Source organism: Enterobacter chuandaensis, from assembly GCF_003594915.1.
Taxonomy (GTDB): domain Bacteria; phylum Pseudomonadota; class Gammaproteobacteria; order Enterobacterales; family Enterobacteriaceae; genus Enterobacter; species Enterobacter chuandaensis.
Map to the genome: position 1 here is coordinate 222,667 of NZ_QZCS01000006.1, position 18,718 is coordinate 241,384.

Consider the following 18,718-nt stretch of genomic DNA (forward strand, 5'->3'; position numbering starts at 1 on the left):
CTCCTGCAAAATCGAATACGTAATTATAAGTCGTCAAAGACATTTAACGCATCTGCGAGTTTCTTAACGCCAAAGACCTGCATCCCTTCCGGGATTTTTTTCGGCACGTTGGCAGCCGGAACGATAGCCCGACGGAAGCCGTGTTTTGCCGCCTCGGAGATACGCTCCTGGCCGCTCGGCACCGGGCGGATTTCCCCGGCCAGGCCCACTTCACCAAACACCACCAGATCCTGCGGCAGCGGCCTGTCACGCAGGCTGGAGACCATCGCCAGCAGCAACGCCAGATCTGCGCTGGTTTCCGTAACTTTGACGCCGCCGACCACGTTGACGAAGACGTCCTGATCCGCCATCTGCAGCCCACCGTGGCGGTGAAGTACCGCCAGCAGGATCGCCAGACGGTTCTGTTCCAGACCGACCGCCACGCGCCGCGGGTTGCCCATCATCGAGTGATCTACCAGCGCCTGTATTTCGACGAGCAGCGGACGCGTCCCTTCCCAAAGGACCATTACCGAGCTACCGGAGGTGATCTCATCGCCGCGGCTCAGGAAGATGGCCGACGGGTTGCTAACTTCGCGCAGCCCCTGTTCGGTCATGGCAAACACGCCCAGTTCATTCACCGCGCCAAAGCGGTTCTTGTGGCTGCGCAGGGTGCGGAAGCGAGAATCCGCGTCGCCGTCCAGCATCACGGAGCAGTCGATACAGTGCTCCAGCACCTTCGGCCCCGCCAGCGAGCCGTCTTTGGTCACGTGGCCGACCATCACAATCGCCACACCGCGCGTTTTGGCAAAGCGCGTCAGGTAAGCGGCGGTTTCACGCACCTGCGCCACGCTGCCCGGCGAAGACTGAATGTCCGCCATGTGCATCACCTGAATGGAGTCGATCACCATCAGCTTCGGCTGCTCTTCTTCGGCGATCATGCAGATCTGCTCGATGCTGGTTTCCGACAGCATATTCAGGTTGCCGGTTGGCAGGCCCAGGCGGTGCGCGCGCATCGCCACCTGCTGGAGTGACTCTTCCCCCGTGACGTACAGGGTTTTCATCTGCTCAGCGAGTTTGCACAGCGTTTGCAGCAGCAGGGTCGATTTCCCCGCTCCCGGGTTACCGCCGATCAGGATCGCACTGCCCGGCACCACGCCGCCGCCGAGTACGCGGTCAAACTCTTTGAAACCGGTCGAGAAGCGCGGCAGCGCTTCCAGGCTGATATCAGAAAGTTTTTGCACCTTCGACACGCCTGCATTTCCCGCATAGCCGCTCAGGCGTTCATTGCGGGCCACGCTCGGCGAAGCCGCCACACCACGCACTTCGGTGATGGTGTTCCAGGCATGACAGGCGCTGCATTGCCCCTGCCAGCGCGGATAATCCGCACCACATTCATTACAGACAAATGCGCGTTTTGGAGCTTTCGCCACGGTTTACCTCGTTATTTCTGATTAAGGCTGCCGGAGAGAATGCAGAACACCCCCATCAGGTCAGCGTGACGGATAGTGACTTCCGTCTTTTCATTCACTTTTGGTTTGGCATGGTAGGCAATGCCAAGTCCAGCCACTTTGATCATCGGCAGATCGTTTGCGCCATCACCAATGGCGACGGTCTGCTCGACCGGAATCTCGTACTTTTCAGCAAGACGCGTCAGGGTGTTGGCTTTGTACTGGGCATCCACGATGTCACCGATCACCTGGCCGGTCAGCTTGCCGTCCATGATTTCCAGCTCGTTAGCGACCACGGTGGTCAGATGCAGTTTCTCGCGCAGATAATCCGCGAAGAAGGTGAAGCCGCCGGAGGCGATTGCCACTTTCCAGCCGAGAGACTGCAGTTTCAGCACCAGCTGCGTCAGCCCCGGCATCAGCGGCAGCACGTCGCGCACCTGGCGCAGGATGTTAGCATCAGCCCCCTTCAGGGTCGCCACGCGCTGGCGCAGGCTGGCGGTGAAGTCCAGCTCGCCGCGCATCGCGCGCTCGGTGACTTCCGCCACCAGCTCGCCGCTGCCTGCCAGTTTAGCAATCTCGTCAATACATTCGATCTGAATAGCGGTGGAGTCCATGTCCATCACCAGCAGACCCGGCGTTTTAAGATGCGGAATTTTGCCGAGAGGCGCAACGTCCAGCCCGGCGTCATGCGCCAGACGCGTTGCGCGCTGCGTCAGGGAACCCGCCAGGCGGATGACCTGGTAATCTTCCACGCACCAGGCGGCAACAATGACCATCGCCGCACCCAGTTTAGTTTGATACTGGGTCAGTCGTTGCTTATCCAGGCCGCGTCCGTACAGCAGCCAGCCGCTACGGCCAGCGTGGTAATCCAGAGGCATCACCTCATCGCCACTTAACGAGAGCGGCAATCCTGGCCATAAAGAGACATCCGTTGGCAGGTCACACCAGGTAATGTTCGGCATTAAAGCTCCTGTAATTTCGTTCGCGCCGGAAGGTTCCAGAGGGAAAATAACGCATGAGGCTACCCTGTAACCATCACTTCTGGCAACATTAAGCCCTAAATTTTCAGCAGGTGGAATATGGCTCGCGCAAAACTGAAATTCCGGCTTCATCGCGCCGTGATTGTCCTGATCTGTCTCGCACTGTTAGTCGCATTGATGCAAGGGGCATCCTGGTTTAGCCAGAACCATCAGCGGCAGCGCAACCCGCAGTTTGAAGAACTGGCCCGCACCCTGGCGCGGCAGGTGACGCTCAACGTTGCGCCCCTGATGCGCAATGAAACGCCGGACGATAAGCGGATAGGCCAGGTCTTGCGTCAGCTCACTGAGAACAGCCGCATTCTGGATGCGGGCGTATACGATGAAAAAGGCGACCTGATTGCCCGCGCCGGTGAGCACGTCGACGTGCGTGACAGGCTGGCACTGGACGGCAAAAAAGCGGGAGGCTATTTCAACCAGCAGATTGTCGAACCCGTTCAGGGTAAAAACGGCCCGCTGGGCTATCTGCGCCTGACGCTGGATACCCACACCCTGCCAACCGAAGCCAAGCAGGTGGATAACACCACCAATATTCTGCGCCTGATGCTATTACTCTCGCTGGCGATTGGTGTTGTGCTGGCGCGCACGTTGCTCCAGGGCAAGCGCACTCGCTGGCAGCAATCACCCTTCCTGTTAACCGCCAGCAAGTCGGTTCCCGAAGACGAAGAGAGCGAAAAGAAGGAATAGTGATAAAGTAGGCGGATGATTCGGAAAAGGAACTCTGCCATGACGACGTTACGCCTGCTTATCTCTGACTCTTACGATCCCTGGTTTAATCTCGCGGTGGAAGAGTGCATCTTCCGCCAGATGCCCGCGACCCAGCGCGTGCTGTTTCTCTGGCGTAATGCCGATACAGTGGTCATTGGCCGCGCGCAAAACCCGTGGAAAGAGTGCAATACGCGGCGCATGGAAGAGGACAACGTCCGTCTGGCTCGCCGCAGCAGCGGCGGCGGCGCGGTGTTTCACGATCTGGGTAATACCTGCTTTACCTTTATGGCGGGCAAACCGGAGTACGATAAAACCATCTCTACCTCGATTGTGCTCAACGCGCTGAATTCGCTCGGCGTGACGGCAGAGGCGTCCGGGCGGAACGACCTGGTGGTGAGAACTCCCGAGGGCGACCGGAAGGTCTCCGGCTCCGCCTACCGCGAAACGATGGATCGCGGCTTCCACCACGGCACCCTGCTGCTGAACGCCGACCTGAGCCGTCTGGCGAATTACCTCAATCCTGACAAGAAAAAGCTACAGGCTAAGGGGATTACCTCCGTACGTGGACGCGTGGCAAATCTGGTGGAGCTGCTGCCAGGGATTACGCACGAGCAGATTTGCGATGCGATCCGTGAGGCATTCTTTGAACATTACGGCGAGCGCGTCGAAGCGGAAGTGATTTCACCGGATAAAACCCCGGATCTGCCCAACTTCGCCGAAACCTTTGCCCGCCAGAGCAGTTGGGAGTGGAACTTCGGTCAGGCACCTGCATTTTCGCACCTGCTGGACGAGCGCTTCACCTGGGGCGGCGTGGAGCTGCATTTTGACGTCGAGAAAGGCCATATCACCCGCACGCAGGTGTTCACGGACAGCCTGAACCCGGCACCGCTGGAGGCGCTGGCGGCACGTCTGCAGGGCTGTTTGTATCGGGCAGATATGCTGCAACAGGAGTGTGACGCGTTACTTATTGATTTCCCGGAACAGGAACAAGAGTTGCGGGACTTATCGGCATGGATTGCACAGGCGGTACGCTAGGTGCGGTCTGGTGCCCTCATCCCGGCCCTCTCCCACAGGGAGAGGGAGGGAAGAGACTGAATTACTCTTTATCGCCCAGCAGAACGGATTCCAGCGCGATTTTGATCATGTCGTTGAAGGTGGTCTGACGCTCGGCAGCGGTGGTCTGCTCGTGGGTACGGATGTGGTCAGACACGGTGCAGATGGTCAGCGCTTTCGCACCAAACTCAGCCGCCACGCCGTAGATGCCTGCCGCTTCCATTTCCACGCCCAGGATGCCGTATTTTTCCATCACGTCGAACATCTCGCCGCCGTCCGGCGCATAGAACAGGTCAGCCGAGAAGATGTTACCTACGCGTGCTTCAACGCCCAGCGCTTTTGCCGCGTCAACCGCGTCACGCACCATGCCGAAGTCTGCAATCGCCGCGAAGTCATGGTCTTTGAAACGCATACGGTTCACTTTGGAATCGGTGCAGGCACCCATGCCGATAACGATATCGCGCAGCTTAACGTCCATACGCACCGCGCCGCAGGAGCCCACGCGGATGATTTTCTTCACGCCGAAGTCGGTGATCAGCTCTTTGGTGTAAATGGAGCAGGATGGGATACCCATGCCGTGGCCCATTACGGAGATTTTGCGACCTTTATAGGTACCGGTGAAGCCCAGCATGCCGCGCACGTTGTTCACTTCACGCACGTCTTCCAGGAAGGTTTCTGCAATGTGCTTCGCGCGCAGCGGGTCGCCCGGCATCAATACGACGTCAGCGAAATCACCCATTTCTGCGTTAATGTGAGGAGTTGCCATCTTCAGTTCCTTTCAAATTGTTTATTCTTTTCACCCTCTCCCTGTGGGAGAGGGCCGGGGTGAGGGCATCAGACCGCACCCAATCCGTTTAGAACATAGCCTTGCCATATTCCATGTCAGACGTGCCAAAGTATTTCGCAATGGTCTGGCCGATGTCCGCGAAGGTTTCACGGTGACCGAGCGAACCCGGCTTCACTTTCGGGCCGTACACCAGTACCGGAATGTGCTCACGGGTGTGGTCGGTACCGGTCCAGGTTGGGTCACAGCCGTGGTCCGCGGTCAGGATCAGAATGTCATCTTCACCCACCAGTTCCATCAGCTCCGGCAGACGGCGGTCGAACAGTTCCAGACCGGCAGCATAACCTGCGACGTCACGACGGTGGCCCCAGGAGGAGTCGAAGTCCACGAAGTTGGTGAAGACAATGGTCTTGTCGCCCGCATCCTTCATCTCTTTGATGGTGGCATCGAACAGCGCATCCAGACCGGTGGCTTTCACTTTTTTGGTGATACCGCAGTTGGCGTAGATATCCGCGATTTTACCCACGGACACCACGTGGCCGCCTTTCTCGTCGACCAGTTTCTGCAGCACGGTTGGTGCCGGTGGCTCAACGGCCAGGTCGTGACGGTTACCGGTACGCTGGAAGTTACCCGCTTTGTCGCCGATAAACGGACGCGCGATCACGCGGCCAATGTTGTAGCCGCCTTCGGTCAGCTCTTCACGGGCGATTTCGCACAGCTCGTAGAGTTTATCCAGACCAAACGTCTCTTCGTGGCAGGCGATCTGGAACACGGAGTCAGCGGAGGTGTAGAAAATCGGCTTGCCGGTTTTCATATGCTCTTCGCCGAGCTGATCCAGAATCACGGTACCGGAAGAGTGGCAGTTACCGAGGTAGCCCGGCAGGTTGGCACGCTTCACCAGCTTATCCAGCAGTTCCTGCGGGAAGCTGTTCTCGTGATCGGAGAAGTAACCCCAGTCAAACAGAACCGGCACGCCGGCGATTTCCCAGTGACCAGACGGGGTGTCTTTCCCGGAAGAGAGCTCATGCGCCCATGCATAGGCACCCACCACTTCCGCGTTGCCGTCCATACCGGCTGCGATTTTACCGGTAGAACCTTCATGCGCTTTTACCAGCCCGAGGCGGGTCAGGTTAGGTAGAGTCAGAGGGCCTTTACGACCGTTATCCGCTTCGCCTTTTGCACAGGCTTCCGCGATGTGACCCATGGTATCGGAACCCACGTCACCAAAACGTTCTGCATCTTCGGTTGCGCCGATGCCGAATGAGTCCAGCACCATAATAAATGCACGTTTCATAATTGTTCTCCGTACTTAGTGCTTCATAAAAATGCGATCAGATCAGTATACCGCTATTCGGTGATACGACGATAGACCGTCGGTGTGGTTTCCGGTGCTTTATCGTCAAGAGATATTGCCGCCTTCACCGCTTTCGCCGCATCCTGCCAGCTGGCTTCGTCTTTGGCGTGGATCACCGCCAGCGGACGCTGACCGTCAACGCTGTCGCCCAGACGGGCCATATCGGTAAAGCCGACGCTGTAATCAATGGTGTCCGATGCCTGACGGCGACCGCCGCCCATAGACACGACAGCCATGCCGAGCGCGCGGGTGTCCATTGCCGAGACAAAACCTTCGCCATCCGCATAAACAGCTTTGCTGAGCATCGCGGTCGGCAGGTATTTCGCGTAGTTTTCAACGAAGTCGGTCGGGCCTTTTTGCGCGGCCACCATGCGGCCAAAGATCTCCGCCGCTTTGCCGTTGTCCAGTACCGCCTGCAGCTTCGCGCGAGCGTCGGCATCGTCTTTGGCGAGCTTACCGGAGATGAGCATCTCCACGCACAGCGCCATGGTGACGTCGAACAGGCGCGGGTTACGGTATTCGCCAGTGAGGAACTGAACGGCTTCGCGGACTTCCACCGCGTTACCGGCGCTGGAGGCCAGTACCTGGTTCATGTCGGTCAGCAGCGCGGTGGTGCGCACGCCCGCGCCGTTGGAGACGCCAACGATCGCTTCGGCCAGCGCCTCAGAGAGTTCATAGGTCGGCATAAACGCGCCGCTGCCTACCTTCACGTCCATCACCAGCGCGTCCAGCCCTTCTGCCAGCTTTTTGGCAAGAATCGACGCGGTGATCAGCGGGATGGAATCGACGGTCGCGGTAATGTCACGCGTCGCGTAGAAACGCTTGTCTGCCGGCGCAAGAGAGCTGGTCTGGCCGATAATCGCCACGCCAACGTCTTTAATAATGTCGCGGAAGCGGTTGTCATCCGGGAAGATATCGAAGCCCGGGATGGCTTCCAGTTTGTCGAGCGTACCGCCGGTGTGGCCCAGGCCGCGCCCGGAAATCATTGGGATGTAACCGCCGCAGGCTGCCACCATAGGGCCGAGCATCAGCGAAGTCACATCACCCACGCCGCCGGTGGAGTGTTTGTCAACGATTGGGCCGTTGAGGTTGAGGCTTTTCCAGTCCAGAACGGTTCCTGAATCTCGCATCGCCATGGTCAGCGACACGCGCTCAGGCATCGACATATCGTGGAAGAAGATGGTCATCGCCAGAGCCGCAATCTGCCCTTCAGAGATGGTGTTATCACGAATGCCGTTGATGAAAAAGCGAATTTCTTCGTCGCTTAATGCATGACCATCACGTTTTTTACGAATAATTTCTTGTGCGAGAAACACGGTAACCTCCATGCGGAATCGGGGGAGTTGTGGCGGGTGGCGCTACGCTTACCCGCCCTACGATCCTGTAGGCCGGATAAGCGAAGCGTCATCCGGCATTGTCTGGCAATCAGTAACTGCTTGCGCTCTTACCGTCGCCGTGACCCAACGCTTTCAGCAGGCTGGCCAGAAGGCTGGACGCGCCAAAGCGGTAGTGGCGGGAATCGGCCCAGTCGGCGCCGAACAGCTCGTCGGCAATCGCCAGGAACTGCTGTGCATCTTCTGCTGTACGCACGCCGCCCGCAGGTTTGAAGCCAACGGTTTTGGACACGCCCATATCACGGATTACTTCCATCATGATGCGCGCGCTTTCCGGGGTTGCGTTGACCGGCACTTTACCGGTAGAGGTTTTGATGAAATCCGCACCGGCTTTGATGGAGATTTCAGACGCTTTACGAATCAGCGCCTCTTCTTTCAGCTCGCCGGTTTCGATGATCACTTTCAGCAGCACGTTTGCCGCTGCACATGCGTCTTTACAGGCTTTCACCAGGTCAAAACCGACCTGCTCGTTGCCCGCGATCAGCGCACGGTACGGGAACACCACGTCAACTTCGTCTGCGCCGTAGGCAATGGCCGCACGGGTTTCCGCCAGCGCGATCTCGATATCGTCGTTGCCGTGCGGGAAGTTAGTGACGGTTGCAATGCGCACGTCCGGCGTACCCTGCTCTTTCAACGTTTTGCGGGCAATCGGGATAAAGCGCGGGTAGATACAGACGGCGGCGGTGTTACCCACTGGCGTTTTCGCCTGATGGCACAGGGCGATGACTTTCTCATTGGTGTCGTCATCGTTCAGGGTGGTCAGGTCCATCAGTTTCAACGCGCGCAGGCTGCTTGCAGTTAAATCGGTCATAACATTCTCCAACGGCAGTGCCGTATAAATTTTACCTTGCGGGTCTGTGAGTATTCTAACATTCACCCGCATCCACACTTCGACATTCATCACAGTTAATGAAAACTTCGTACAAATTTGCATTACTGTAATGAGATCTTCTTCAAACTTTGGGGCAAGAATTGCTGGCTAAAGCAGCGATACCCCCTGTCGGATCAAAAGCGCCGGCAGGCTGGCTTCCTACAATTCATTCACCATCCGCAGACCCTCAAGGAAGTGAACATGCCCGACGCCCTGCAACAACGTTGCCAGCACATTGTGACAAGCCCGGTGTTAACCCCGGAACAAAAACGTCATTTTCTGGCGCTGGAAGCGGAAAATTATCTGCCCTACCCGACGCTATCTCCGGCGGCCCGCGCCGCGCTGGACGAGGGGTTTATCTGCGACATGTTCGAAGGCCACGCGCCCTACAAACCGCGCTACGTGCTGCCGGATTATGAAAAATTCCTGGCTAACGGTTCGGAATGGCTGGAGCTGGAAGGCGCAAAAGATCTTGATGACGCCCTCTCGCTGTTAACCATTCTCTACCACCATGTTCCTTCCGTCACATCCATGCCGGTCTATCTGGGGCAGCTTGATGCAATACTGAAGCCGTATGTTAGAATTCTAACACAAGAAGAAATCGATAGCCGAATAAAACGTTTCTGGCGCTATCTCGACAGAACGCTGCCCGATGCGTTTATGCACGCCAATATCGGCCCCGCCGACGGCCCAGTCACCCGTGCCATTCTGCGCGCAGATGCAGAACTGAAGCAGGTCGCACCGAACCTGACCTTTATCTACGATCCAGATATCACCCCGGGCGATTTGCTGCTTGAGGTGGCAAAAAACATCTGCGAATGCAGCAAACCGCATATTTCTAATGGCCCGGTGAATGATAAAATTTTCACAAAAGGCCGCTATGGCGTCGTGAGCTGTTACAACTCTCTGCCGCTGGCGGGCGGTGGCAGTACGCTGGTGCGCCTTAATCTCAAGGCCATTGCCGATCAAAGCGCATCGGTTGACGACTTCTTCACCCGCACGCTTCCGCACTACTGCCAGCAGCAAATCGCCATCATCAATGCCCGCTGTGATTTTCTGTATCAGCAATCCGGCTTCTTTGAGAATAGCTTCCTGGTGAAAGAGGGGCTGATTGATGCCGATCGGTTTGTGCCGATGTTTGGCATGTACGGTCTGGCGGAAGCGGTGAACGCGCTCTGTGAAAAGGAGAGCATTGAAGGCCGTTACGGGAAAGACGAGCGGGCTAACGCGCTGGGCTACCGCATCAGCGAGCAGCTGGCGGCGTTTGTGGAAAACACACCGGTAAAACACGGCTGGAAAAAACGCGCGATGCTGCACGCGCAGTCTGGGATCAGCTCCGACTCGGGCACCACGCCGGGCGCGCGTCTGCCCTACGGCGACGAGCCGGATCCCATCAGCCATCTGCTGGCCGTAGCGCCGCACCATAAACACTATCACTCCGGGATCAGCGATATTCTCACCCTGGAGGAGACGGTAAAACGCAATCCGCAGGCGGTGGTTCAGCTTTGCCTGGGGGCATTCAGGGCCGGTATGCGTGAGTTCACCGCGAATGTGGCGGGTAACGATCTGGTACGCGTCACTGGCTATATGGTTCGCTTGTCGGATCTGGAGAAATACCGGGAAGCGGGTTCAAGAACCAACACCACGTGGCTGGGTGAAGAGGCCGCGCGCAATACCCGCATTCTGGAACGCCAGCCGCGCGTGATAAGCCATGAACAGCAGATGCGCTTTAGTTAGTCAGGTCATTCCTTTTTCCTGCGTGGACGGGCCGGGCAGCCGCCTGGCGCTGTTCCTGCAGGGCTGCAACCTGCGCTGTAAAACCTGCCATAACCCGTGGACGATCGGTCGCTGCAACGACTGTGGGGACTGCGTGCCCCACTGCCCGCACGACGCGCTGACCATTCAGGCCGGACGCGTCTGGTGGCAGGAGAGTGAATGCCAGCAGTGCGATACTTGCCTGCACCTGTGCCAGCAGCAGGCAACGCCCATGGCGCACCGCCTGAGCGTGGAGGAAATCCTCACACAGATCCGAAAAGCCGCCCCCTTTATCGAAGGGATCACCGTGAGCGGCGGCGAAGCCACAACCCAACTGCCGTTTTTGATCGCCCTGTTCAGCGCGATCAAAGACGATCCCGCCTTGCGCCACCTCACCTGCCTGGTCGACAGCAACGGTCTGCTAAGTGAAACCGGCTGGCAAAAGCTGCTGCCGGTACTGGATGGCGCGATGCTGGATCTCAAAGCGTGGGGGAATGAACATCACCGTTTCCTGACCGGGCGCGAAAACCCGCAGATTAAAGAGAGCATCCGCTGGCTGGCAGACCGTCACCGTTTGACGGAGCTCCGCCTGCTGGTTATTCCGGAGCAGAGTGATTATCTGGAACATATCAAACCGTTGATCGCGTTTATCCACGGGCTGGGGAATGTTCCGGTGCGTATTAACGCGTTTCATGCTCACGGAGTTTACGGCGAGGCGGCATCATGGCGCAGCGCCACGCCGGAGGATATTGAGCCCCTGGCATCGGCGCTGGAAACACAGAAGATAAGGGTAATCCGCCCTGCGCTTTATCTATAGCGTGATGCCAAATACGGCGCGGGTATTTTCCAGCAGCGCACTGGCAATGACCTCTTCAGGTTCCTGACGCAGTTCGCAAAGCACATCAAAAACGCGCGCCGCCTGTTCCGGGCGATTCGGCTGGCCCTGAAAACCATTCAGCGGCATATCCGGCGCGTCGGTTTCCAGCAGGAGCGCCGACAGTGGCAGTTGCGCCATCACATCGCGGGTTTTACTGGCGCGCGGATAGGTGATGGTGCCACCGACGCCAATTTTATAGCCCAGCTCAATAAAACGCTGCGCCTGCTGCAGGCTACCGGCGAAACCGTGCACAACGCCCCTGCGCGGCAGGTCAATGCGCTTCAGGTGCATCGCCAGTTTGTCATGGGTGCGTCGGGAGTGGAGGATCACCGGCAGGTCGTGACGCTTCGCCAGCCGAAGCTGCGCGTCGAGGATCGTCTGCTGGCGTTCAAACTGCGGATCTTCACGATAAAGATCGAGGCCGATCTCACCGATGGCGACAAGTTTTTCTCCGGCACTTTGCAGCACCCGATCCAGCTCTTCAAGATGCTCATCACGATGGCGCTCAATCACTATTGGGTGCAGACCGAGCGCGGCATAAAGCGCGGGGTATCGCGTGGAAAGATCCAGCACGCGTGAAAAATAGGCCGCTTCAACGGACGGCACAATGATGGCCTGCACGCCTGCTTCGGCAGCCTTCGTAATGCTTTGCGCTTCATCTCCGGTAAACGGCGGGAAATCAAAGTGGCAGTGGGTATCAACAAAGCTGTGCGTCACGCCAGATCCTCGTTATCCAGTAAAGCATCATTCGCCTGGGGGATATCCACCAGCGGCATCGTCAGGGCGTCGTTGGCGACAATCGCGGGTGGCATAATAATGCGTTTATGCCGATGAAGCGGCGGTTGCTCGGCCAGCATTTTTCCGACCGTCGCCAGGAAGTAACGCCCGCACAATCGCCCCGTTTTATAATCCATGCGCAGCGCAGGCACGCGGCTGCCCAGCGCCATGCTGGCCAGCGGCTTAGGCGGATAGATTTCGAAAATGCGTAACTTACCCGGCGGTTTTTCAATGAAACGCTGCATCGCGCCGTAGGTGGTTTCATGCTGCTTCGCGATGTTCACCAGCGGCTGCAGGCTGCTGTCGCCCAGCCAGCGCTCCATGCGTTTAAACCACTGCGGCGTATAGTACATTTGCGACGGCACGGTGCGGATCACCACGATGGTTTTCGCCCCGCGTTGCGCGGCTTCCTGCACCGGTACCGCGTCGCTGATGCCCCCGTCCAGATAGCTGATGCCGTCCAGCAGCGCGCCGGTACGATAAAAACCGGGAATGGCGCTGGAGGCGCGAATGATATCCAGCCAGTTCTCCTTCTGCGGAGAAAAATACCCCGGCGAATAGTCATCCCCCCGGCTGGCGCACATCCAGAATTCTTTGCCGCCATCAAACAGCCGGGCAGCGGTATCCATGGCCAGCGGCATCTGGCTGGAGGTCGACTCCAGCAGCCAGTCGAGATCGATCAGGTTCCCGCCGCGCACAAAGCGCACCGGATTAAAAAATTCTTTCGCCGTGGTGTAGCGCATAATGACCTTTCGCGCGTAGCCGGGCTGGTTACAGACATAGGCAGAGAGATTCTGCGCCCCGGCGGACGTGCCAAAGTAGAGGTCAAACGGGTTGAACTGCGCGCGCATAAATTCATCCAGCACGCCAGCGGTGAAAATGCCGCGCTGCCCGCCCCCCTCACAGACCAGTGCGAGTTGACCCGCGCGAAACGGTTTTAACGTCAGCGGCGCAATATTGCCGAGCGTAACGGGAATGCGTTGCCCCACCTCTGTTTTCCTGTTTTGATTATTTTATCACTCCACAGTAACGCACCCGACCTGTAACGCAAATAAGAAAAAGCCAGTCGCAATGACTGGCTTTATTTTGTTGAAGGAATATTGCGTTTGCTACGGACGTCTACGACCCGTAAACAGGCTGACCAGGAACAGAATAATACCCACAACGAAGACAATTTTAGCTGCCCATGCCGCTGTACCTGCCAGTCCACCAAAGCCCAATGCGGCGGCAATTAACGCGATAACCAGAAATATAATGCCCCAACGAAACATAAGCTTCTCCTTTACCATAGTTAATGTCGGCCGCTAAACGTGAGCGCTCAGGTCACTCACCGGCGTTTTTCCAGAGTCGTTTTTATTTCGCCCGCAGGGTTAAGCCTCACGGGCGAATGGTCCAGATTTACTTCGTTTTCAGATCGTTTTTAACGCTTTTTACACCATCAATCGCTTTCGCAATTGACTCGGCGCGTTCACTTTGCGCCTGTGAATCAACCGTACCGGAAAGCTGCACCACGCCATCGGTGGTTTCCACTTTCACCTTACGGGACGGTACGATGTCATCTGCTAACAGTTTAGCTTTGATTTCGCTGGTGGTTGCCGCATCCCCGGCATAACCTTTCACCGAGGCGTTTTTGCTATCACGAACGTGCAGCTTATCGCTCACGGACGCAACGCCTTCGACACCCTTAGCGACTTTCACAGCCTGTTCTGCCTGAGCCTGGCTTTCCACGAAGCCGCTCAGCGTGACCACTTTCTTGTCGGTCTTAACGGAAATGTCGGTGCTCTTGATGGCTTCATCATCCACCAGTGCGGCTTTCACTTTTGCTGTGATAGAGCTGTCGTCCATGAAATTACCGACTTTATTCATAGAGCTATCGATTTTTTGCCCTGCGGTATCGGCCGTGGACTGCGCTTTATCCATGGTGCTGCTTTCCGCGAGGGCGGAACCGCTAACCAGAACGCTACCCAGTGTTACAGCCAGCAGAGTTTTAGAAATCTTCAGTCTTGTCATATTCATCGATGTATTCCTGTGTTTTACCCGTTATTCGGGCTACATACTTCCTTAGTAGTTTTATATATTGCGAATAAACACACGGGTGAAATGGAGAACCAATCGACATGCATTGAACAGTTAATTCATCCACGCCCGGTGCTAAACACTGAGTTAAATATAGATCACTCTCACAATGCCGCTTTCAGAATTGAGTAAAAAACGGTCGAATAGCGTGAAATTGCGGTGAATTAAGAACATTCCGCAAGGGACTAATAAGACAGGAATAAAAGAAGAGCACGGCGATTGCCGTGCTCTGGGACGGGATTAGTGTTCGCGCGTTTTGCGGAACTGAACGTCTGGATAACGTTCCTGCGTCAGGTTCAGGTTTACCATCGTTGGGGCAATATAGGTCAGGTTGTCGCCGCCATCCAGCGCCAGCTGAATTTCGTTCTTACGCTTAAATTCTTCGAATTTCTTCACGTCAGAACACTCAACCCAGCGCGCCGTCGCCACGTTCACTGACTCGTAAATCGCTTCAACATTGTATTCGCTCTTCAGACGCGCAACGACCACGTCGAACTGCAGCACACCGACCGCACCAACGATCAGATCGTTGTTGGCGATTGGGCGGAACACCTGCACGGCACCCTCTTCGGAGAGCTGAACCAGGCCTTTCAGCAGCTGTTTCTGCTTCAGCGGATCGCGCAGACGAATGCGACGGAACAGTTCCGGTGCGAAGTTCGGAATACCGGTGAACTTCATCATCTCGCCCTGGGTGAAAGTATCGCCGATCTGGATTGTACCGTGGTTATGCAGACCGATGATGTCGCCCGGATACGCTTCTTCTACATGGGAGCGATCGCCCGCCATAAAGGTCAACGCGTCGGAAATCACCACGTCTTTACCGATACGCACCTGGCGCAGCTTCATGCCCTTTTCATATTTACCGGAAACCACGCGCATGAAAGCCACGCGGTCGCGGTGTTTCGGGTCCATGTTGGCCTGAATTTTGAACACGAAGCCGGTGAATTTCTCTTCCTGCGCTTCCACTTCACGGGTGTCGGTTTTACGCGGCATCGGGCGCGGCGCCCACTCCACCAGACCGTCCAGCATGTGGTCAACGCCGAAGTTACCCAGCGCGGTACCGAAGAAGACCGGAGTGATTTCACCGCTCAGGAACAGCTCTTTGTCGAACTCGTGAGACGCGCCCTTCACCAGCTCCAGCTCGTCGCGCAGCTGCGCGGCCAGCTCTTCGCCAACGGCGGCATCGAGATCCGGGTTGTCCAGACCTTTCACAATGCGCACTTCCTGAATGGTGTGGCCTTTACCGGTCTGGTACAGGTAAGTTTCGTCTTTATAGAGGTGGTAAACGCCTTTGAACAGCTTACCGCAGCCAATTGGCCAGGTGATTGGCGCGCAGGCAATCTTCAGCTCGTTTTCCACTTCATCCATCAGCTCCATCGGGTCGCGGATGTCACGGTCGAGTTTGTTCATAAAGGTGAGGATCGGCGTATCGCGCAGACGGGTAACTTCCATCAGCTTGCGGGTCCGGTCTTCTACACCTTTCGCGGCGTCGATCACCATCAGACAGCAGTCCACTGCCGTCAGGGTACGGTAGGTATCTTCGGAGAAGTCTTCGTGGCCCGGGGTGTCCAGCAGGTTCACCAGGCAGTCGTGATACGGGAACTGCATCACGGAGGTGGTAATCGAAATACCACGCTGCTTTTCCATCTCCATCCAGTCAGATTTTGCATGCTGGCTGGAGCCACGGCCTTTAACGGTACCCGCAGTCTGGATCGCCTGTCCGAACAGCAACACCTTCTCGGTGATGGTCGTTTTACCGGCATCCGGGTGCGAGATAATGGCAAAAGTACGGCGCTTGGCCACCTCTTGCAGATAAGGAGACAACGTCATAATTAAATCTTCTTTTATAAGCGCGGCAGCACGCCACGCATCATGGAATACAAAATTGCGGCTATTTTACCCATCAACGGGGGGCAGGCAATCATTGTTTACACAGGAGCTGCTCCAGTTCGGTCAATGACGTGACGGTCCAGGTCGGCTCAATGCCTTCCGGCGGTACGCGGCCATGCGCGTTTAGCCAGACGGTCGACAGACCTGACTTTATGCCGCCAAGAATATCAGACTCTGCGGTATCCCCCACCATCAGGACGCGATCGCGGTCGGGATTTCCGGCCTGCGCCAGCGCATAGTCGAAAATACGCGGGTCAGGCTTCGGTACGCCCACCTCTTCGGAGATCACCAGCGCGTTGAAATAATCGCGCAGGCCGGTGCGCTCCAGGCGGATTTGCTGCAGCGCGGTAAAGCCGTTGGTAATGATCCCAAGCTTCACCTTACCTTTGAGCGCGTTCAGCAGCGAGACCGCGCCCGGCAGCGGGGCGCAAATATCCGCCATCGCATTCAGAAAAGCCTCGTTCAGCAAGCCTGGGCTCACGTTTAAGCGCTCCGCCCAGACGTCAAACCGCTGATGCTGAAGCTGTAACGCAGTGATGGCACCGTTCTGGTAATCCACCCACAGCGGCTTGTTCACCGCCTGATAGTCCTGAAAATCTTCAGCGGTGAAGGTCACGCTATAGTCGAGAAACATCCGCTGTAGGCCGCCGAATGAGTCAAACGTAAACAGCGTTTCGTCGGCATCAAAGAAAATCCAGTCCCATTTCATCGTTACAACCTTATTTTCGTTATCCAATTGGCAGAGCCATTATGATGGCGTCTTCACGTCCCTCTGCGGTGGGGTAGTAGTTACGGCGGACTGTCGCCTCGTTAAAGCCTAAGCTTTCATAGAGCGCGATGGCGGCGACATTCGACGCGCGCACTTCCAGCCACAGGGTGAAAACGTCACGGGTTTCAAGCTCGCGGATGAGGTGCTCGAGCAGTTCCCTTCCCAGCCCGCGACGCTGATACGCAGGATCCACGGCGATGTTAAACAGCGTCGCCTCGTCAAGAACCACCTGCGTAATGGCGAACGCGGCCAGGGTGCCGTCAACGTCCAGACGGTAGTTCAAATACCGCTCGCCCTGATTGCTGGCAAACGTTTTTTCGCTCCACGGAAAGGCGTGGGCGCGTGTTTCGATCACGAACGCTGCGGTCAGATCAGGCGTCGTGAGGGAAGAAATCGTGTTCATATTCGCAGATTTGTTGCCATAGCGCGCTGCGCGCCTTTGGATTGGCTTTCAGTTCGTCCAGCGCTGGCGAGCAGATCTGGCTCCCCTGGAGAGGCATGTCGTTTATCTCCCCGATGCGCCAGCTGTTACAGCGGCTTTCGGGAGGGAGCATCACGACGCGTTCCGGCGTCAGCTGTAAAACCTCGTCGGCCGTCAGCTTCAGGCTGCGAAGGACATCGCCGATAAGGGGTTCATTCAGGGCAGGCAGTTCTTCCGCCACCATCACCAGCCGAACGTGCGCAGGGATGGAGATGGCGATCTCGCCCTGCAACGCCGTCGGGCGACGCAAGGCCCACTGGGTGATGCCCAGTTGCTGCAACTGCCAGTCTCGTCGGGATGTCATAGGGATAACTCCTGTCTCTCAGGCGCGCAAATATAGCAAATGTGTCGAAAGTGCGCCATCTACCTACTATAATCCCCGCCTGAGTTTATTGAGGAACAATTCATGTCTGCATTTACCCCGGCAAGTGAAGTCTTGCTGCGTCACAGTGATGATTTCGAAGAAAGCCGTATTCTGTTTGCCGGAGATATGCAGGATGACCTGCCCGCGCGTTTCGACTGTGCTGAAAGCCGTGCCCACACCCAATACTACCACCACTGGCAGGTGCTGAGCCGCCAGATGGGCGCGCGCGCGCGCTTCAGCCTGGTGGCAGAGCAGAGCGATATCGCCGACTGCGATACGCTGATTTACTACTGGCCGAAGAACAAGCCGGAAGCCCAGTTCCAGCTGATGAACCTGCTCTCCCTGCTGCCGGTCGGCTGCGATATTTTCGTGGTCGGTGAAAACCGCAGCGGCGTGCGCAGCGCTGAACAGATGCTGGAAGGCTACGCGCCGTTGAATAAAGTCGACAGCGCCCGCCGCTGTGGCCTTTATCATGGACGTCTGGAAAAACAGACAACCTTTGATGCACAGACCTACTGGGACGAGTACCAGCTTGACGGTCTGACCATCAAAACCCTGCCGGGCGTGTTCAGCCGTGACGCGCTGGATACGGGAAGCAAGCTGCTGCTCTCCACCCTGACGCCGCACACCAAGGGCAAGGTGCTGGACGTCGGCTGCGGAGCAGGCGTGCTTTCAACGGTACTTGCCAGCCATTCTCCAAAAGTGCGTTTAACCCTGTGTGACGTCAGCGCCCCGGCGGTAGAAGCCAGCCGCGCAACGCTTGCGGCCAACGGCATTGAAGGCGACGTGATTGCCAGTAACGTCTTCTCTGACGTCACCGGCCGCTTTGACATGATTATCTCCAATCCGCCGTTCCACGACGGGATGGAAACCAGCCTCGAAGCTGCGCAAACCCTGATCCGCGGCGCGACTCGCCACCTCAACAGCGGCGGCGAGCTTCGCATCGTCGCGAACGCCTTCCTGGCGTACCCGAAAGTGCTGGACGAAACCTTCGGCTTCCACGAGGTGATCGCCCAGACCGGTCGCTTTAAGGTCTACCGCACCGTGATGACGCGTCAGGCAAAGAAATAATTCGCCATGCAATCCAGGCCGGATAAGCGC

The 18,718-nt window shown here is 57.0% G+C and carries 19 protein-coding genes; 5 read left to right on the plus strand and 14 right to left on the minus strand.

Annotation, left to right across the window (positions count from 1 at the left end; all coding sequences use genetic code 11):
- Positions 1-23: 23 nt before the first annotated feature.
- Both radA and serB read right to left on the minus strand, forming a co-directional pair.
- Positions 24-1,409, minus strand: a complete 1,386-nt coding sequence (gene radA / locus D5066_RS12200) for a DNA repair protein RadA (protein WP_003856523.1) — start codon at positions 1,407-1,409, stop codon at positions 24-26.
- An 11-nt stretch (positions 1,410-1,420) separates the two neighbouring features.
- A complete protein-coding gene (serB, locus tag D5066_RS12205) occupies positions 1,421-2,389 on the minus strand; it encodes a phosphoserine phosphatase (protein WP_080328981.1) in 969 nt (322 codons plus the stop codon).
- A gap of 117 nt (positions 2,390-2,506) precedes the next feature.
- On the opposite strand from serB, the gene D5066_RS12210 reads away from it, so the two are divergent.
- A complete protein-coding gene (locus D5066_RS12210) occupies positions 2,507-3,151 on the plus strand; it encodes a YtjB family periplasmic protein (protein WP_045631120.1) in 645 nt (214 codons plus the stop codon).
- 39 nt (positions 3,152-3,190) lie between these two features.
- On the plus strand, positions 3,191-4,207 hold the full coding sequence (lplA, locus tag D5066_RS12215; RefSeq protein ID WP_119916083.1) for a lipoate--protein ligase: 1,017 nt from the start codon (positions 3,191-3,193) through the stop codon (positions 4,205-4,207).
- A 61-nt stretch (positions 4,208-4,268) separates the two neighbouring features.
- Here lplA and deoD read toward each other — a convergent pair whose 3' ends face one another.
- The 4 genes from deoD to deoC all read right to left on the minus strand — a co-directional run bounded on the left by deoD (position 4,269) and on the right by deoC (position 8,568).
- Entirely contained in the window at positions 4,269-4,991 is a 723-nt protein-coding gene (deoD, locus tag D5066_RS12220; RefSeq protein ID WP_010427122.1) for a purine-nucleoside phosphorylase, read from the minus strand.
- Positions 4,992-5,079: 88 nt separating this feature from the next.
- Positions 5,080-6,303, minus strand: coding sequence for a phosphopentomutase (gene deoB / locus D5066_RS12225; RefSeq protein WP_119916084.1), 1,224 nt, complete (start codon positions 6,301-6,303; stop codon positions 5,080-5,082).
- A 53-nt stretch (positions 6,304-6,356) separates the two neighbouring features.
- On the minus strand, positions 6,357-7,679 hold the full coding sequence (gene deoA / locus D5066_RS12230; RefSeq protein WP_119916085.1) for a thymidine phosphorylase: 1,323 nt from the start codon (positions 7,677-7,679) through the stop codon (positions 6,357-6,359).
- A 109-nt stretch (positions 7,680-7,788) separates the two neighbouring features.
- Complete coding sequence (gene deoC / locus D5066_RS12235) at positions 7,789-8,568, minus strand: deoxyribose-phosphate aldolase (protein WP_003856543.1); 780 nt, start codon at positions 8,566-8,568, stop codon at positions 7,789-7,791.
- 261 nt (positions 8,569-8,829) lie between these two features.
- On the opposite strand from deoC, the gene D5066_RS12240 reads away from it, so the two are divergent.
- Together D5066_RS12240 and D5066_RS12245 are read left to right on the plus strand one after the other, a co-directional pair.
- The gene (locus D5066_RS12240; protein ID WP_119916086.1) at positions 8,830-10,365 is read left to right on the plus strand and encodes a YjjI family glycine radical enzyme; all 1,536 of its coding nucleotides are present in this window, start codon (positions 8,830-8,832) and stop codon (positions 10,363-10,365) included.
- Positions 10,340-11,200 (plus strand): YjjW family glycine radical enzyme activase, encoded by an 861-nt coding sequence (locus D5066_RS12245; RefSeq protein ID WP_119916087.1) that lies wholly within the window; start codon positions 10,340-10,342, stop codon positions 11,198-11,200. The genes D5066_RS12240 and D5066_RS12245 overlap by 26 nt, the downstream gene beginning before the upstream one ends.
- Here the strand turns inward: D5066_RS12245 and D5066_RS12250 are convergent.
- The 8 genes from D5066_RS12250 to D5066_RS12285 all read right to left on the minus strand — a co-directional run bounded on the left by D5066_RS12250 (position 11,195) and on the right by D5066_RS12285 (position 17,557).
- Positions 11,195-11,977, minus strand: coding sequence for a TatD family hydrolase (locus tag D5066_RS12250; protein ID WP_080328971.1), 783 nt, complete (start codon positions 11,975-11,977; stop codon positions 11,195-11,197). The two genes, D5066_RS12245 and D5066_RS12250, sit on opposite strands and share 6 nt — an antisense overlap.
- The gene (locus tag D5066_RS12255; RefSeq protein ID WP_119916088.1) at positions 11,974-13,026 is read right to left on the minus strand and encodes a patatin-like phospholipase family protein; all 1,053 of its coding nucleotides are present in this window, start codon (positions 13,024-13,026) and stop codon (positions 11,974-11,976) included. The genes D5066_RS12250 and D5066_RS12255 overlap by 4 nt, the downstream gene beginning before the upstream one ends.
- A gap of 120 nt (positions 13,027-13,146) precedes the next feature.
- Positions 13,147-13,308: a DUF1328 domain-containing protein gene (locus D5066_RS12260; RefSeq protein ID WP_003856556.1), complete on the minus strand. Its 162-nt coding sequence runs from the start codon at positions 13,306-13,308 to the stop codon at positions 13,147-13,149.
- A 127-nt stretch (positions 13,309-13,435) separates the two neighbouring features.
- Positions 13,436-14,053 carry a molecular chaperone OsmY gene (gene osmY / locus D5066_RS12265; protein ID WP_028016591.1) on the minus strand — a complete coding sequence of 206 codons (618 nt, stop codon included), beginning with the start codon at positions 14,051-14,053 and terminating at the stop codon, positions 13,436-13,438.
- A gap of 300 nt (positions 14,054-14,353) precedes the next feature.
- A complete protein-coding gene (gene prfC, locus D5066_RS12270; RefSeq protein ID WP_080328968.1) occupies positions 14,354-15,943 on the minus strand; it encodes a peptide chain release factor 3 in 1,590 nt (529 codons plus the stop codon).
- Between the two features lie 91 nt (positions 15,944-16,034).
- Positions 16,035-16,712 (minus strand): pyrimidine 5'-nucleotidase, encoded by a 678-nt coding sequence (gene yjjG, locus D5066_RS12275; RefSeq protein ID WP_119916089.1) that lies wholly within the window; start codon positions 16,710-16,712, stop codon positions 16,035-16,037.
- A 19-nt stretch (positions 16,713-16,731) separates the two neighbouring features.
- Positions 16,732-17,175: a ribosomal protein S18-alanine N-acetyltransferase gene (gene rimI, locus D5066_RS12280; RefSeq protein ID WP_119916090.1), complete on the minus strand. Its 444-nt coding sequence runs from the start codon at positions 17,173-17,175 to the stop codon at positions 16,732-16,734.
- Complete coding sequence (locus tag D5066_RS12285) at positions 17,144-17,557, minus strand: DNA polymerase III subunit psi (RefSeq protein ID WP_119916091.1); 414 nt, start codon at positions 17,555-17,557, stop codon at positions 17,144-17,146. Before D5066_RS12285 ends, rimI begins: the two co-directional genes overlap by 32 nt.
- A gap of 102 nt (positions 17,558-17,659) precedes the next feature.
- On the opposite strand from D5066_RS12285, the gene rsmC reads away from it, so the two are divergent.
- On the plus strand, positions 17,660-18,688 hold the full coding sequence (rsmC, locus tag D5066_RS12290; protein WP_119916092.1) for a 16S rRNA (guanine(1207)-N(2))-methyltransferase RsmC: 1,029 nt from the start codon (positions 17,660-17,662) through the stop codon (positions 18,686-18,688).
- Positions 18,689-18,718: the final 30 nt, after the last annotated feature.

What these genes read in the sequence shown, in the direction of transcription:
- serB (WP_080328981.1), bottom strand. Translation starts at nt 2,389, where the DNA reads ATGCCGAACATTACCTGGTGTGACCTGCCAACGGATGTCTCTTTATGG.
- D5066_RS12210 (WP_045631120.1), top strand. Translation starts at nt 2,507, where the DNA reads ATGGCTCGCGCAAAACTGAAATTCCGGCTTCATCGCGCCGTGATTGTC.
- lplA (WP_119916083.1), top strand. Translation starts at nt 3,191, where the DNA reads ATGACGACGTTACGCCTGCTTATCTCTGACTCTTACGATCCCTGGTTT.
- deoD (WP_010427122.1), bottom strand. Translation starts at nt 4,991, where the DNA reads ATGGCAACTCCTCACATTAACGCAGAAATGGGTGATTTCGCTGACGTC.
- deoB (WP_119916084.1), bottom strand. Translation starts at nt 6,303, where the DNA reads ATGAAACGTGCATTTATTATGGTGCTGGACTCATTCGGCATCGGCGCA.
- deoC (WP_003856543.1), bottom strand. Translation starts at nt 8,568, where the DNA reads ATGACCGATTTAACTGCAAGCAGCCTGCGCGCGTTGAAACTGATGGAC.
- D5066_RS12240 (WP_119916086.1), top strand. Translation starts at nt 8,830, where the DNA reads ATGCCCGACGCCCTGCAACAACGTTGCCAGCACATTGTGACAAGCCCG.
- D5066_RS12245 (WP_119916087.1), top strand. Translation starts at nt 10,340, where the DNA reads ATGAACAGCAGATGCGCTTTAGTTAGTCAGGTCATTCCTTTTTCCTGC.
- D5066_RS12260 (WP_003856556.1), bottom strand. Translation starts at nt 13,308, where the DNA reads ATGTTTCGTTGGGGCATTATATTTCTGGTTATCGCGTTAATTGCCGCC.
- osmY (WP_028016591.1), bottom strand. Translation starts at nt 14,053, where the DNA reads ATGAATATGACAAGACTGAAGATTTCTAAAACTCTGCTGGCTGTAACA.
- prfC (WP_080328968.1), bottom strand. Translation starts at nt 15,943, where the DNA reads ATGACGTTGTCTCCTTATCTGCAAGAGGTGGCCAAGCGCCGTACTTTT.
- yjjG (WP_119916089.1), bottom strand. Translation starts at nt 16,712, where the DNA reads ATGAAATGGGACTGGATTTTCTTTGATGCCGACGAAACGCTGTTTACG.
- rimI (WP_119916090.1), bottom strand. Translation starts at nt 17,175, where the DNA reads ATGAACACGATTTCTTCCCTCACGACGCCTGATCTGACCGCAGCGTTC.
- D5066_RS12285 (WP_119916091.1), bottom strand. Translation starts at nt 17,557, where the DNA reads ATGACATCCCGACGAGACTGGCAGTTGCAGCAACTGGGCATCACCCAG.
- rsmC (WP_119916092.1), top strand. Translation starts at nt 17,660, where the DNA reads ATGTCTGCATTTACCCCGGCAAGTGAAGTCTTGCTGCGTCACAGTGAT.